This window comes from Burkholderia sp. 567, from assembly GCF_040545115.1.
GTDB classification, from domain to species: Bacteria; Pseudomonadota; Gammaproteobacteria; order Burkholderiales; family Burkholderiaceae; genus Burkholderia; species Burkholderia ambifaria.
On the sequence record NZ_JBEPLG010000015.1, the window covers coordinates 98,971 to 113,305 of the forward strand.

The window sequence follows — 14,335 nt, forward strand, 5'->3', positions numbered from 1 at the left end:
GAAAACGACCCTGTCTGTACTCAGGCATTTTCCAAAAAGAGGAAGCAAATGCTGAACATCAATACCAACATCCTTTCGCTGACGACGCAGACGAACCTGTCGGGCTCGCAAAGCGCCCTGTCGCAAGCGATCAACCGCCTGTCGTCGGGCAAGCGCGTGAACACGGCAGCCGACGACGCGGCAGGTCTCGCGATCTCGACGACGCAAACGGCCGCGATCAACGCGCTGACGCAAGGTGTCGCAAACGCAAACAACGGTATCTCGATGATCCAGACCGCAGCCGGCGCGCTGCAGTCGACCGTCGACAACCTGCAGCGTATCCGTACGCTGGCAGTCGAATCCGGCGACGGCTCGCTGGACTCGAACGCACGTGCAAACCTGCAAGCTGAAGTCACGACGCGTCTGGGCGAAATCGACCGCGTGGCAACGCAAACGACGTTCAACGGCCAGACCATCCTGAGCAACGCCGGCAACGTCACGTTCCAGGTCGGCGCATCGGCAAACCAGACCGTCGCCGTCAACTTCGGCGCGACCGTGTGGACGAGCACGGGCGCAGGCCTGAGCCTGAGCGGCCTGACGGTCAGCGACCAGACGAGCGCACAGTCGGCGATCACGGCAATCGACACGGCACTGAAGAACGTCAACACGTTCCAGGCAACGCTGGGTGCAGCACAGAACACGTTCCAGGCTGCAATCACGACGACGCAAACGCAGGCAACCAACATGAGCGCAGCGCGTTCGCAGATCACCGACGCGGACTTCGCGACGGAAACGGCGAACCTGAGCAAGGCGCAAGTGCTGCAGCAAGCCGGCATCTCGGTGCTCGCGCAAGCGAACTCGCTGCCGCAGCAGGTCCTGAAGCTCCTGCAGTAATCGGGAACATCCGCGCCGGGCTCGCCGCCCGCGCGCACGGCGTCGTCCGCGTTGCGGCGCGCGACGGCGCCGGTCCGGCACCCCGGACCCGACACTCCAGGGAGGCTTGCCTCCCTGCTTGCATTGAAATCGAAGCACGGCGACCCGCCGGAACGCGCGCGACCGCGCAAACGACTGGAGCACCCGCATGACCACGACGAGCACGAGCACGACCGATATCGGCAGTCTTCTGGCGCAGGCCGGACAATCGATCATCAGCGGCGCGACCAATTCGACGCTCGACGTCAGTTCGCTGGTGTCCGCGCTGGTCACGGCCAAGACCGCCGGTCAGACTCAAACCCTCACAACCAAGCAGACGCGCGACAACACCGAGCTGTCCGCGGTCGGCAAACTGAAATCGGCGCTGTCCGCGCTGCAAACCGCGATCGCCGGTCTCGCGAACGGCTCGACGCTGAGCGGCCTCGCGGCGACCGCGAGCGGCACCGGCATCACCGCGTCGGTCAAGAACGGCGGCGGGGCGGTGGCCGGCTCGTACGCGGTCAACGTCACGCAGCTCGCGAGCGCGAACAAGCTGTCGTCGGCGGGCATCACGTCGGCGGACACGATCGCGGCCGGCTCGCTGAGCATCACGCTCGGCAGCAACGCGGCATTCAACGTCAACGTCGCGGCCGGCGCGTCGTTGTCCGACATCGCGACGTCGATCAATACGACGGCCGGCAACCCGGGCGTCACCGCGTCGGTCATCACCGGCTCGGACGGCCAGCATCTCGTGATCCAGTCGAACAACACCGGCGCGGCCAACACGGTGTCGGTGAGCGGCACCGGCGTGAACGCGAAGCTGACGTCGGGCTATTCCACCGTGACCAAGGCCGCGGACGCGCAATTGACCGTCGACGGCACGCCGGTGAGCAGCGCGTCCAACAGCGTGTCGGGCGTGCTGACGGGCGTCACGCTGAACCTGACGCCGGCCGCGCTGAACACGACCCAGACGGTCACGCTGTCGCAGGACACGACCGCCACGACGAGCGCGATCAACGCATTCGTCAACGCATACAACGGCTACGTGACGACCGCGAAGTCGCTGTCGTCGTACGATCCGAACACGTCGACGGCAGGCCCGCTGCTCGGCGACGCGATGCTCAACACGATCACGAGCGGTCTCGCGACCGCGATCAGCGGCGGCGTCAAGACGGGCAGCCCGAGCACGACCTATTCACTCGCGGCGATCGGCATCAACCTGCAGGCCGACGGGACGCTGCAGGTCGACTCGACCGCGCTGAACACCGCGCTCACGTCGAACAGCCCGACCGTCGCCGCGCTGTTCAACACGACGAACGGCGTCGGCCAGACGCTGAACAAGCTGGTCAACACGTACACGCAGGCGAACGGCCTGATCGACCAGCGCACCACGGCGCTCAACGCGGACCTGAAGAACCTGTCCAACCAGGCGACGCAGCTGAAGAACTATTCGGATCAGCTGACCGCGCAGTACAACGCGCAGTTCACCGCGCTGAACAACCTGATGGCGACGATGGCGAACAATACGAAGTACCTGACGCAGCTGTTCGGCGGCACGAACAGCGCCGGCGCGCTCGCCACCAACAAGTAAGCCGCCTGTTCGCAGGCCGCATCCGGACGACGACCATGACGACCGATACGCTGAATCAAGCACTCCACCTGACCCACGCGATGCAGTCGGCCACCGCGCTGCGCGACTGGGAACGCGTCGCGGCGCTGGCCGACGCGCGCTCGCCGCTGTTGATGGGGCTGTCGCCCGAGCAGACGCCGGAAGCGCTCGACACGATCCGGCGGATCATGGAGATCGACGCGTCGATCGCGCAGGACGCGCAGGCCGATCGCGATCAGCTCGCGCAACAATTCACCGCATCGCGCGAGCGCATTCGCGCGGCCGGCCTCTATCAGGCGACCGGCATGCTGTAAGCCCACGAACAACAACGCGCGCCGCCGTCGAGCGTGCGCCGATGTCGTAACGTCTAGTCGCCTTCGGGCGGCTATTTTTTTGAGCGAAGGAAAAAGAAACGGCACGGATGCCGGCACGATGCAAATCCGCACCGTGCCGGATCGACTAGCGCGCGGCCGCCGCCGCCGCGTCGACCATCTGCGCGAACGCCGCTTCGAGATGGCGGGCGAAGCGCGGCGCATCGCATAGCGGCGAGCGCAGCAGCCGCTCGCGCAGCCCGGCCCGCACGGCCGCGACATGCGGCAGATCCTGCGCGAACGCGGCCGCCTTCGCGACATAGTCGTCGTCGTTGTCAGCGATCCATTCAGGCATCCCGAGCGTATGCAGGATGCTTTCGCCGATATGCGACAGGAAGCGGTCGCCGCGCCGCGTGATGAACGGCGCGCCCATCCACAGTCCTTCCATGCTCGTCGTGCCGCCCGGATACGGGAACGGATCGAGCACGATGTCGATGTCGTTGTACGTGGCGATGTGCGCGAGCCGCTTCGATCCGCCGCGCAACAGCAGGCGCTCCACCGGAATCCCGTGTGCCGCGAAGCGCGCGGCGAGGCTCGTGCGCAGCGCGGCTTCGTCGAGCTGCGCCGACTTCAGCAGCAGCCGCGAACCAGGGACCGCATGCAGCACGCGCGACCACAGCGCGACGACGGCGTCGCCGATCTTGTTCGCATTGTTCAGGCAGCCGAACGTGACGACACCTTCGCGCGCGGCCGGCAGCGGCCCGACGTCGAGCGGTTGCGCGGGCGGCGTGAAGCACAGATAGCTGTCGGGCAGCCGCCACGGCCGCTCGACGAAGTGATGCGCTTCGTCGTCGGGCAGCACGTGGCGATCGCCGATCACGTAGTCGATCGCGGCGATGCCGGTCGTCGCGAAATAGCCGAGCCAGGTCGCCTGCACCGGTGCCGGCTTCCATGCGAACAACGGCAGCCGGTTCGACGCGGTATGGCCGCTCAGGTCGACCAGCACGTCGACGTGGTCATTCACGATCAGATCGGCGGCCGCGCGGTCGTCGAGCGCGGTGATGTCGCGCCACAGCGCGAAATGGCGCTTGAGCGCCGCGGTCGTGTCGTCCTCCACCGACTGCGTCGCGTAAGCCACCGCCTCGACGCGCGACGGGTCGAGCGCCGCGACGACGCTCAGCAGGAACACCGCGACCGGATGGGACTTCAGGTCGCCGGACACGAACCCGGCACGCAACACGCGCCCGGCAGCCGGCAGCGGCACATGCGTACGCGGCGATGCCTGCGCGGCCATCCGCGCACCGAATTCACGCGCGCGTTCGAGCAGTTGCGCGGGCGACAGCCGGTCGGTGCCGGCCGCGTGGAACATGCGGCCCGAGTGTGCGTTGCGGAACGCGGGATCGATTTCGAGCGCACGATCGTAGCTCGCGAGCCCCGCATCGAGGTGCCACATCGCGCACAGGATGTCGCCCATCACCGCATGCATCTGCGCGGTCGGGTTCGGCAGCGACAGCGCGATCCGGCAACTGTCGAGCGCTTCACGCCGCTTGCCCTGCCGCACCAGCGTCTGCGCGAGGTGGTGATGCAGGTCCGCGCGATCGGGCGCCGCGACCAGCGCACGCCGCAGGCTCGCCACCGTGCCGTCGAGATCGCCTGCACGTTCGAGCGCGGCCGCGAGATGGAACAGGCAGTCCGCTTCGCCCGATTCCGCCGCGCGGGTGAGGCTCGCGATCGCGCCCTCGAGATCGTCGCGCTCGAACAGCAGCACGCCGAGCGCGTGATGCGCGGCATGCAGATCCGGTTGCAGCGCGATCGCTTCGCGGTAGCACGCGATCGCCTCATCGGGCCGGCGCTGCGCGCGCAATACGTTGCCCTGGTTGAAACGGGCCTGCGCGTAGCCGGGATCGAGCGCGATCGCCTTCTCGTATGCGCGCGCCGCGGCGTCCAGTTCGCCCTTGTCCTGCAGTGCGTTACCGAGGTTGTTGAACGCCGGTGCGTAATCGGGGCGCAGCGTGAGCGCGTGCGCGCAGCTCAGCATCGCGGCGTCCGCGTCGCCCGCGTCGCGCAACGCGTTGCCGAGGTTGCTGTGCGCCTCCGCATAGTCGGGTGCGAGCGCGATCGCACGCCGATACGCGCCGATCGCATCGTCGAGCCGGCCGTGCGCGCGCAGCATGTTGCCGAGGTTGTTCAGGTAGACGGGATCGGCGCGCAGCGCGATCGCGCGCTCCATCAGCGCGAGGCCGGCCGGAAACTGGCCGAGCTGGCACGCGAGCAGCCCGAGGAAGTGCGTCGCATCCGGCTGATCCGGCTCGTCGCGCCGGATCGCCTCGTACAGCACGCGCGCGTCGTCGAAGCGCCCGGCCTGATGGTGCACGAACGCCGCGTTCAACCGTTCCACGACAGCGCCCGTCATGTGCGTGTGCCGTCCGTGTCGCCGGCCACGTAGCGCGCCCACATCCCGTGGAACGCATCCTCGAGATTGCGTGCGAACCGCGCCGCGTCGCACAGCGGCGACGCGAGCGTGCGTTCGCGCAGCGTCGCGCACAATGCCGCCAGCGCGTCGCGATCGCCCGCGAACGCGATCGCCTTCGCGAGATACGCATCCTCGTCGGCGGCGATCCAGTCGCCCATCCCGGCCGCATGCAGCAGGCTTTCGCAGATATGCGTGACGAAGCGGCCGCCCTTCATCCCGATCACCGGCACGCCCATCCACAGCGCTTCGGCCGTCGTCGTGCCGCCCGGATACGGGAACGGGCTCAGCGCGATGTCGATCCGGTTGTACGCGTTGAAATACTCGGCGCGCGGCGAACCGCCTTCGAGGATCAGCTGGTGCGCGCCGATGCCGTGCCGCGCGAAGCGCTCGAGCGTCGCGCGGTTCAGGTCGCTCGCGCCGAGCTCGTGCGCCTTCAGCATCAGCCGCGCATCGGGCAGCGCGTGCAGCAGGCGCGACCACAGCGCGATCACGTCGTCGCTGATCTTCGTGAGCTTGCCGAAGCAGCCGAACGTCACGCCACCGTTCGTCGCCATCGGCAGCGGGCCGACCGCGACGTCGTAAGCCGGCGGCGTGAAGCACAAGTAGCTGTCCGGCAAATGCCACGGTTGCTCGACGAAGTGATGCGCCTCGTCGGCCGGCAGCGTATGCGGGTCGCCGATGAAGTAGTCGATCGCGCGGCAGCCGGTCGTCGCGAAGAAGCCGAGCCAGCTCGCCTGCACCGGCGCGGGCCGGTGCGCGAATACGGGCAGCCCGCTCCAGTTGGTGTGGCCGGCCAGGTCGACGAGCACGTCGATGCCGTCGTCGTGGATCATCCGCGCGGCCTGGTCGCGATTCAGGCACGTGAGCTTCTTCCAGCTCGCGAAGCCCGATTTCAGCCGCGCGGTCACGTCGTCCTCCACCACGAAGGTCACGTATGCATGCGGCTCGATGCGCGTGCGATCGAGATGCGCGAGCACGCTTTCGAGAAAGATCCCGACCGGATGCTGACGCAGGTCGCCGGACACGAAGCCGACACGCAGCGGCCGGCCGCGCGCCTGCCGCGCACGCTGTTCGCGGTCATGCGACAGCAGCCGCGCGTCGCGCGCGAGGTAGTCGCCGTAGCGCTGCGCATCGACGACCCACTCCTCGGGCGCGAACGCCGGCGAGCTCGACATGTTGAACAGCAGCCGCGCGTAAGCGCGATGCGGATCGTGTTCGACGGCTTCGCGGAACGCCGCGACCGCACCGGTGAAATCGCGCTTGGCCCACAGGATGTCGCCGAGCGTCAGCTGGATCTTCACCGGATCGACGCCGAGTTCCTGCGCGATCCGGTATTCGCTCATCGCCTCGTCGAGCTTGTCGAGACGGAACAGCGCGGCCGCGAGATTGTGGTGCGCGTCCGCGTCGTCCGGATTCAGGTCGATCGCGTGGCGATGGCTCAGTTCCGACGCCGCCATCCGGTCGAGGTTGTGATACGCGAGACCGAGGAAGTTGTACGCATCCGCGAGTTCGGGATCGAGTTCGATCGCGTGCCGGCACAGGCGCAGGGATTCCTCGTATTCGCCCTGCTGGCAACGCAGCTCGCCGAGCCGGCACCATGCCGGCGCGTAGCCGGGGTCGATCTCGCACGCGCGCTCGAACAAGCGCGCCGCGCCGTCGAAGTCGTTCATGCTGCGCAGCGACCGCCCGAGCGCGCAATGGCCTTCCGCATCGTCCGGTTCGAGCCCCGCGCGCGCATGCTCGAGCGCGCCGTCGAAATCGTCGGTTGCCCGCAACGCAATGGCGAGCCCGCGATGCGCGACGCGCAGCGCAGGGTTCAGTTCGATCGCGCGACGGTAATGCACGATCGCGTCCGCATGCCGCTCCTGCGCGCGCAGCACATTGCCGAGGTTGCTGTGTGCGTCCGCATACGCGGGATGGAATGCGATCGCCTTGCCGTAGCTTGCCGCAGCCGCATCCAGCTCGCGCAGGTCCTGCAGCACGTTGCCGAGGTTGTTGTATGCCTCCGCGTAGCCGGGCCGCAATTCGATCGCGCGCGAACAGCTCTGCATCGCCTCGGCCGGATCGCGCGCGTCGCGCAGCGCGTTGCCGAGGTTGTTATGCGCTTCCGGATAGTCGGGACGCAGCGCCACCGCGCGACGGTAGTGCGCGATCGCGTCGTCGAGCCGCCCGCATTCGCGCAGCATGTTGCCGAGGTTGTTGAAGTACGACGCGTCCGGCCGCGCGGCGAGCGAGCGCTCCATCAACGCGAGGCCCGCGTCGTACTGCTTCAACTGGCATGCTAGCAGCCCGAGGAAGTGCATTGCGTCGGGCTGCCCGGGCTGCGCGTGCAGGATCGCGTCGTACAGCGTCTTTGCTTCCCCGAGACGCCCGGCCTGGTGGTGCGTGAGGGCCTCCTGCAGGGCCTGCTGGATATCGTTCATGCTGTCTGTGCCGTTTCCGTATAGCGTGTCCACATGCCGACGAAGGCATCTTCGAGATTGCGTGCGAAGCGTGCCGCATCGCACAGCGGCGACGCGAGCGTGCGTTCGCGCAGCGTCACGCGCAACGCCGCCAGCCGCGCGCCGTCCTGCGCGGCCGCGACCGCCTTCGCGACATAGTCGTCCTCATCGCCGGCGATCCAGTCGGGCATCCCGGCCGCGTGCAGCAGGCTCTCGCAGATGTGCGTGACGAACCGTCCGCCCTTCATCCCGAGCACCGGCACGCCCATCCACAGCGCCTCGGCCGTCGTCGTGCCGCCCGGGTACGGGAACGGGCTCAGCGCGACATCGATCCGGTTGTACGCGTTGAAATACTCCGCGCGGGGCGATGCGCCGTCGAACAGCAGCCGGCTCGCGTCGATCCCGTGCCGCGCGAAGCGCGCGGCGGTCGCGTCGCGCACCGCCGCCTGTTCGAGTTCGCGCGCCTTCAGCAACAGCCGTGCGCCGGGCAGCGCATCCAGCACGCGCGACCACACGCGCACGACGTCGTCACCGAGCTTCACGAGCTTGCCGAAACAGCCGAACGTGACATGGCCGTTCGCGGCCATCGGCAGCGGGCCGACCGCGACGTCGTCGGACGGCGGCGTGAAGCACAGGTAGCTGTCGGGCAGCCGCCACGGCTGCTCGACGAAGTGATGCGCCTCGTCGGCCGGCAACGTCCGCGCGTCGCCGATGAAATAGTCGATCGCGTCGCTGCCCGTCGATGCGAAGAAGCCGAGCCAGCTCGCCTGCACGGGCGCCGGCTTCCAGCCGAATGCGGCCAGGCCGCTCGCCTGCGTATGGCCGGCGAGATCGACGAGCACGTCGATGCCGTCGTCGTGAATCGTGCGGGCGGCCGCCTGCGGATCGCAACCGGCGATCGAACGCCAGACGGCCGCGTGCGGCTTCAGCCGCGCGGTGATCGCGTCCGCTTCGTCCGACGTCGTGTACACGTACGGCGCAATGCGCGTGCGATCGAGGTGCGCGAACACGCTTTCGACGAAGATTCCGACCGGGTGCTGCCGCAAGTCGCCCGATACGAAGCCGACCCGCAGCGGGCGGTGCAGCGCGTCGGCCGCGCGTGCGCGCACGTCATGCGTATAGCGCGTCGAACGCGCCGCGAGGTGGCGGCCGTAGCGGCGCGCATCGTTCAGGTAGTCGGCGGGGGACACGGTCGCCGATGCCGCGGCGGCGAACAGCAGGCGGCCGAGTACCTCCGCCGCATCGTCGCTCGCGTCGTCGCGCACCAGCGCAAGCGCGTCGCGATACGCGGGCACCGCGGCGTCGACGTTGCCCTGCGCGCGCAGGATGTCGCCAAGATTCACGTACATCGACACGGTCGGGCGGCCGCCGGCCAGCGCCTGCCGGCAATACGCGAGCGCCTCGGCGTGCCGCTCGCGCTTGAGCAGCACGACCGACAGGTTGTGGCACGCGCCGCTGCCGGCCGGATTCAGCTCGAGCGCGGTCCGGTAGCACGCTTGCGCCGCGACGAGATCGCCCAGGCCGTGGTGAGCGTTGCCCGCCTGGTTGTGCGCATCGGCGAGATCCGGCGCGATGCGGATCGCCTCCTGCGCATGCACGAGCGCTTCCGCATAACGCGCCTGACGGCGCCGCACGCCGCTCAGGTTCGCATGCGCGGCGGCCAGCGACGCATCGAGTGCGATCGCGCGCGTGTAGTGCGCCGCGGCGGCGTCGAGGTCACCCGCATCGCGCAGCACGCCCGCGTAGTTGTTGTGCAGGCTCGCGTCGCCGGACCCGGCCGCGGCGGCGCCCAGCACGCTCGCGGCTTCGCTCAGTTCGCCGAGCGCCCACAGCGACAGGCCGAGGCCGTGACACGCAGCGGGCAGCGCCGGGTTCAGTTCGATCGCGCTGCGGTAGTGCACGATCGCGTCCGCGTGCCGCTCCTGCGCGCGCAGCACGTTGCCGAGGTTGCTATGCGCTTCCGCATACGCGGGATGGAATGCGATCGCCTTGCCGTAGCTCGCCGCGGCCGCGTCCAGCTCGCCCAGGTCCTGCAGCACGTTGCCGAGGTTGTTGTAGGCCTCCGCGTAGCCGGGGCGCAGTTCGATCGCGCGCGAACAGCTCTGCATCGCCTCGGCCGGATCGCGCGCGTCGCGCAGCGCGTTGCCGAGGTTGTTGTGCGCTTCCGGGTAGTCGGGCCGCAGCGCCACCGCGCGACGGTAGTGCGCGATCGCGTCGTCGAGCCGCCCGCATTCGCGCAGCATGTTGCCGAGGTTGTTGAAGTACGACGCGTCCGGCCGCGCGGCGAGCGAGCGCTCCATCAACGCGAGGCCCGCGTCGTACTGCTTCAGCTGGCACGCGAGCAGCCCGAGGAAGTGCATCGCATCGGGCTGCCCGGGCTGGGCGTGCAGGATCGCGTCGTACAACGCCTTCGCTTCCCCGAGACGTCCGGCCTCGTGATGCGCGAGCGCCGCGCGCAATTGCCGTTCAATCGACTCCATCGCGCGCGCCGCTCAATACGGATGCGGTTCGCGCCCGAAGTCGATCAGTCGGCCGTCGTGCTCGATCATCACGGCCGCGGCCGCGATCCCTTCGCGCGACATCTCGGCGACGATGTCGCGTGCGCGCCATTGCGTCGGAATGATGATCACGTCGGCCGGCGCCGCCTTCAGCGCGTCGCGGAATTCGATCTTCTGGCCGGTGCCCGGCACATAGGTGCCGACCTTGTCGGGATCGGAATCGACGACGAGCGGGAAGCGCGCGGCATCGGCATCGAAGTGATGGATGAACGCGGCGGCCTTGCCGGTGCCGCCCCAGATCGCGACGCGCCGCCCCGACCCGGCAAGCTCGGTGAGCTGCCCGGCGATCGCCGCGCGGTTCTCGACCGAGCGCGCCGCGAACCGCAGCGATGCGTCGGCGCGGGTGCGCGCGTGCGCCGGCACGCCGAGCCGTACCAGCGCATAGACGACTTCACCGTCGTAGCCGTGCGCGAGCGTCACGATCTCGCCGGCGCGCGCCATCAGCGTGCGGAACGACTCCGTCGTGAACTGCGATACATGCTCGTAGAAGAAGTCGGCGAGGCGATCGGTCTCGAACACGCGGTCGATGCACGGTACTTCCGCGAACAGCCAGCATGCGTTCGGCTGGCGCGACGCGCCCCACGCGAGCTGCTCGACGAGCTTCGCGGGTTCGGTCAGGTGTTCGAGCACATGCCGGATCACGATCGCATCGGGACGAAACGCGGGCATGTCGGCCAAGGGTTCGAACAGCCGCGCATGGAATTCGATGCCGTTGCCGGTGCCCGCGCTCGCGTTCGGATCGAAGCCGGCGAAACGCCCGCCGCGGCTCGCCTGCGCGAGGCCGCGCACGAAATGGCCTTCTCCGCAGCCGATCTCGACGACCGTCGGTTCAGTCGGCAGCGTGCCGAGCAGCAGGTCGCGCGTGGCCGCGAGGTGGCCTTTCCAGATCCCGCCGCTGTTGAACATCCGGTTCGGGTTGCTCTGATACGGTATCGCGTCGTAGCTGAACCGGTGATTCCACACGTGCGAACACTGCGGGCACTGGACGAAGTCGAGCGCATGGCGCGGCAGCCCGCGCGCCGCTTCGGCGGATGCGGGCCACGCGAGCGTCGCGAGCGTGCGCTCGCCGCCCGGGAAGAACGGCGCGGCAACCGTATGCGCGCAGACGGGGCAAGGGGCGTCGATCAGGTCGGGGCTCATGCATTCACCTGTTTGCGGAAATGGGCGATCGTCTCCTTCAGGCCATCCTCGAGCGCGATGCCGGGCTGCCAGTCCAGACGCTGGCGCGCGCGGCCGATGTCGGGACGGCGCTGCAGCGGATCGTCGGCCGGCAGCGGGCGATATTCGATGCGGCTTTTCGAACCGGTGAGCCGCAGCACGCATTCGGCCAGCTCGCGGATCGTGATCTCACTCGGGTTGCCGAGGTTGATCGGGCCGGTGTCGTCGTCCTGGTCCATCATCCGCAACAGCCCTTCGACGAGATCGTCGACATAGCAGAACGAGCGCGTCTGGCTGCCGTCGCCGTACAGCGTGATCGGCTCGCCGCGCAGCGCCTGCATGATGAAGTTCGACACGACGCGCCCGTCGTCGGCGCGCATACGCGGCCCGTAGGTATTGAAGATCCGCACCACGCGGATATCGACGCGATGCTGGCGGTGATAGTCGAAGAACAGCGTCTCGGCGCAGCGCTTGCCTTCGTCGTAGCACGCACGCAGCCCGTTCGGGTTCACGTTGCCCCAGTAGCTTTCCTGCTGCGGATGCTGCTGCGCGTCGCCGTACACCTCGCTCGTCGACGCCTGCAGGATGCGCGCGCCGCAGCGCTTCGCGAGACCGAGCATGTTGATCGCGCCGAGCACGGCCGTCTTCACCGTCGACACCGGGTCGCTCTGGTAGTGCACGGGGCTCGCCGGGCAGGCCATGTTGAACACGCGGTCCGCTTCGACGTAGAGCGGCAGCCACACGTCGTGGCGGATCACCTCGAAATTGACCTGGCCGATCAGGTGTTCGATGTTGCGCTTGCTGCCGGTGTGGAAGTTGTCGACGCACATCACGTCGTAGCCGGCATGCACGAGCCGCTCGCAGAGGTGCGAGCCGAGAAAGCCCGCGCCGCCGGTGACGAGGACGGACTGGCCGTTCACGCTGCGGCTCCCGGTGCAGCGTCGACGCGGCGCACCCACATTTCGTGCAGCGCCTCCTCGAAATGACGCGCGAAGCGGGGCGCATCGCACAGCGGCGACGCCAGCACCTGCGCGCGCAGCGTCGTGCGCAGCACGGCGAGCTCGGCCGGATTGCGCGCGAACGCGACGGCCTTCGCGACATACGTGTCCTCGTCGTCCGCGATCCATTCGGGCAGGCGCGCCGCGTGCAGCAGACTTTCGCAGATGTGCGACAGGAATCGCGCACCGCGGCGGCCGAGCACCGGCACGCCCATCCACAGCGCCTCGGCCGTCGTCGTGCCGCCCGGGTACGGGAACGGGCTCAGCATCAGATCGACGCGCCGGTAGGCCGCCAGATATTCGTCGCGCGGCGACCGGCCTTCGAACAGCAGGCGCGCCGCGTCGATGCCGTGCGCGGCGAAGCGGGCCGCGAGCGCGTCCTGCTCGCGCGGGTCGTCGAGATGCGGCGCCTTCACGAACAGCCGTGCATTCGGCACGTCCCGCAGCACGCGCGACCAGACCTCGATCACGCGATCGGTGAGCTTCGCGAGCTTGCCGAAATAGCCGAAGGTCGGATAACCGTTCGCGAGCATCGGCAGCGGGCCGCCGTCGAGCTCGACGGCCGGCGGCGTAAAGCACAAGTAGCTATCGGGCAGGTGCCACGCGCGTTCGACGAAATGCGCGGCCTCGTCGGCCGGCATCACGTGGCGATCGCCGAGCACGTAGTCGATCGCGCGCATCCCGGTGCTCGCGAAGTAACCGGGCCAGCTCACCTGCAGCGGCGCGGGCTTCCACGCGAACAGCGGCAGGCGGTTGTGGATCGTATGGCCGGACGCGTCGATCAGCACGTCGATGCCGTCGTCGTGAATGCGCGCGGCAGCCGCCGCGTCGTCGAGGCCGGCGAGGCACGTCCACGACGCGAAGCGCGGCTTGATGCGCGCGGTCACGTCGTCCTCGATCTCGCGCGTCGGATACGCATGCAATTCGACGCGCTCGCGCTTCACGTGCGCGAGCATCCCTTCGATGAAGTAGCCGACCGGGTGCGCCTTCAGGTCGCCCGACACGATGCCCACGCGCAGCGGCCGCCCGATGCGCGCGCTCAGGTCGACCTGCCACGTCGAGTACGGCTGCGCGCGCTGCGTGACGAGCGCATCGAAGCGCGCGGCTTCGTCGAGGTACGCGTGCGGGTCGAACGCATCGCTGTAGTGATACGCGAACAGCAGGTTGCTGCGCGGCTCCGGCAACTCCGGACGCAGCGCGACCGCGTGCTGGTACGCCTCGAGCGCGGCCGGGATCTCGTTCAGGTCGAGCAGCGCGTTGCCGAGGTTGTTGTAGGCCTGCCCGTGGTCGGGCTGCAGCGCGATTACCTGGCAGAACGCGTCGACGGCCTCGCGTGCGTGGCCCGCGAGCCGCTGCGCGTTGCCGAGGTTGTTGTAAGCGTCGACGTAGCCGGGCCGCAGCTCGATCGCGAGGCGGAAACACTCGGCGGCGGCGGCCGGGCGATTGTTCGCCTGCATCACGTTGCCGAGGTTGTAGTAGTAGGTCGCGTCGGGCTTGATCTCGATCGCCGCCATGATCAGTTCCGTCGCCTCGTGATACCGCCCGTACTGGTGACCGATCAGGCCGAGCAGGTGCAGCGCGTCCGCGTGCCGCGGCTCGGCATCGAGGATCCGGCGGTACAGCGTCTCGGCTTCCTCGAGCCGGTCGGCTTGGTGGAGCGCCAGCGCCGCTTCGATCGTGGCGACGGGGGAGTCGGACAGCGTGAGATCAGTCATCGTGGTAAGCCAGCGTGAGTTCGGTACGGAGCGCGCAACCGCGCGGAGGCCGGCATCGCACACGCGCGGACGGCCCTCGACATGCCAGCATTCTCGGCGGGGGCCCGCCGTTCCAATCGGCGGAGCAGGTGGCGGATTTGGTCGCTTTTCGTGTGAAGGTGCGGCGGCCGGCTTGACGACG

Annotated in this window: 9 protein-coding genes; 3 read left to right on the forward strand and 6 right to left on the reverse strand. The window is 68.6% G+C overall.

Annotated elements, in window-relative coordinates; genetic code table 11:
- The first annotated feature begins 48 nt into the window (after positions 1-48).
- The 3 genes from ABIC50_RS31590 to ABIC50_RS31600 all read left to right on the forward strand — a co-directional run bounded on the left by ABIC50_RS31590 (position 49) and on the right by ABIC50_RS31600 (position 2,814).
- A complete protein-coding gene (locus ABIC50_RS31590; protein WP_012362818.1) occupies positions 49-873 on the forward strand; it encodes a flagellin domain-containing protein in 825 nt (274 codons plus the stop codon).
- 187 nt (positions 874-1,060) lie between these two features.
- Entirely contained in the window at positions 1,061-2,482 is a 1,422-nt protein-coding gene (fliD, locus tag ABIC50_RS31595) for a flagellar filament capping protein FliD (protein ID WP_354168687.1), read from the forward strand.
- A 35-nt stretch (positions 2,483-2,517) separates the two neighbouring features.
- Positions 2,518-2,814, forward strand: coding sequence for a flagellar protein FliT (locus tag ABIC50_RS31600; RefSeq protein WP_011655674.1), 297 nt, complete (start codon positions 2,518-2,520; stop codon positions 2,812-2,814).
- A gap of 145 nt (positions 2,815-2,959) precedes the next feature.
- On the opposite strand, the gene ABIC50_RS31605 is transcribed toward ABIC50_RS31600, so the two are convergent.
- The 6 genes from ABIC50_RS31605 to ABIC50_RS31630 are packed head-to-tail and all read right to left on the reverse strand — an operon-like array spanning position 2,960 to position 14,154.
- The gene (locus tag ABIC50_RS31605; protein WP_354168689.1) at positions 2,960-5,224 is read right to left on the reverse strand and encodes an O-linked N-acetylglucosamine transferase, SPINDLY family protein; all 2,265 of its coding nucleotides are present in this window, start codon (positions 5,222-5,224) and stop codon (positions 2,960-2,962) included.
- A complete protein-coding gene (locus ABIC50_RS31610) occupies positions 5,221-7,707 on the reverse strand; it encodes a tetratricopeptide repeat protein (protein WP_354168690.1) in 2,487 nt (828 codons plus the stop codon). Before ABIC50_RS31610 ends, ABIC50_RS31605 begins: the two co-directional genes overlap by 4 nt.
- Entirely contained in the window at positions 7,704-10,205 is a 2,502-nt protein-coding gene (locus ABIC50_RS31615; protein ID WP_354168692.1) for a tetratricopeptide repeat protein, read from the reverse strand. Before ABIC50_RS31615 ends, ABIC50_RS31610 begins: the two co-directional genes overlap by 4 nt.
- 12 nt (positions 10,206-10,217) lie before the next feature.
- Positions 10,218-11,423 carry a class I SAM-dependent methyltransferase gene (locus tag ABIC50_RS31620; RefSeq protein ID WP_011655670.1) on the reverse strand — a complete coding sequence of 402 codons (1,206 nt, stop codon included), beginning with the start codon at positions 11,421-11,423 and terminating at the stop codon, positions 10,218-10,220.
- Positions 11,420-12,361: a UDP-glucuronic acid decarboxylase family protein gene (locus ABIC50_RS31625; protein ID WP_175661374.1), complete on the reverse strand. Its 942-nt coding sequence runs from the start codon at positions 12,359-12,361 to the stop codon at positions 11,420-11,422. Before ABIC50_RS31625 ends, ABIC50_RS31620 begins: the two co-directional genes overlap by 4 nt.
- On the reverse strand, positions 12,358-14,154 hold the full coding sequence (locus tag ABIC50_RS31630) for an O-linked N-acetylglucosamine transferase, SPINDLY family protein (protein ID WP_354168694.1): 1,797 nt from the start codon (positions 14,152-14,154) through the stop codon (positions 12,358-12,360). Before ABIC50_RS31630 ends, ABIC50_RS31625 begins: the two co-directional genes overlap by 4 nt.
- Positions 14,155-14,335: the final 181 nt, after the last annotated feature.

Bases quoted from the DNA above. Each gene is read 5' to 3' on its own strand.
- ABIC50_RS31620 (WP_011655670.1), bottom strand. From the start codon at position 11,423: ATGAGCCCCGACCTGATCGACGCCCCTTGCCCCGTCTGCGCGCATACG.
- ABIC50_RS31610 (WP_354168690.1), bottom strand. From the start codon at position 7,707: ATGAACGATATCCAGCAGGCCCTGCAGGAGGCCCTCACGCACCACCAG.
- fliD (WP_354168687.1), top strand. From the start codon at position 1,061: ATGACCACGACGAGCACGAGCACGACCGATATCGGCAGTCTTCTGGCG.
- ABIC50_RS31590 (WP_012362818.1), top strand. From the start codon at position 49: ATGCTGAACATCAATACCAACATCCTTTCGCTGACGACGCAGACGAAC.
- ABIC50_RS31615 (WP_354168692.1), bottom strand. From the start codon at position 10,205: ATGGAGTCGATTGAACGGCAATTGCGCGCGGCGCTCGCGCATCACGAG.
- ABIC50_RS31605 (WP_354168689.1), bottom strand. From the start codon at position 5,224: ATGACGGGCGCTGTCGTGGAACGGTTGAACGCGGCGTTCGTGCACCAT.
- ABIC50_RS31600 (WP_011655674.1), top strand. From the start codon at position 2,518: ATGACGACCGATACGCTGAATCAAGCACTCCACCTGACCCACGCGATG.
- ABIC50_RS31630 (WP_354168694.1), bottom strand. From the start codon at position 14,154: ATGACTGATCTCACGCTGTCCGACTCCCCCGTCGCCACGATCGAAGCG.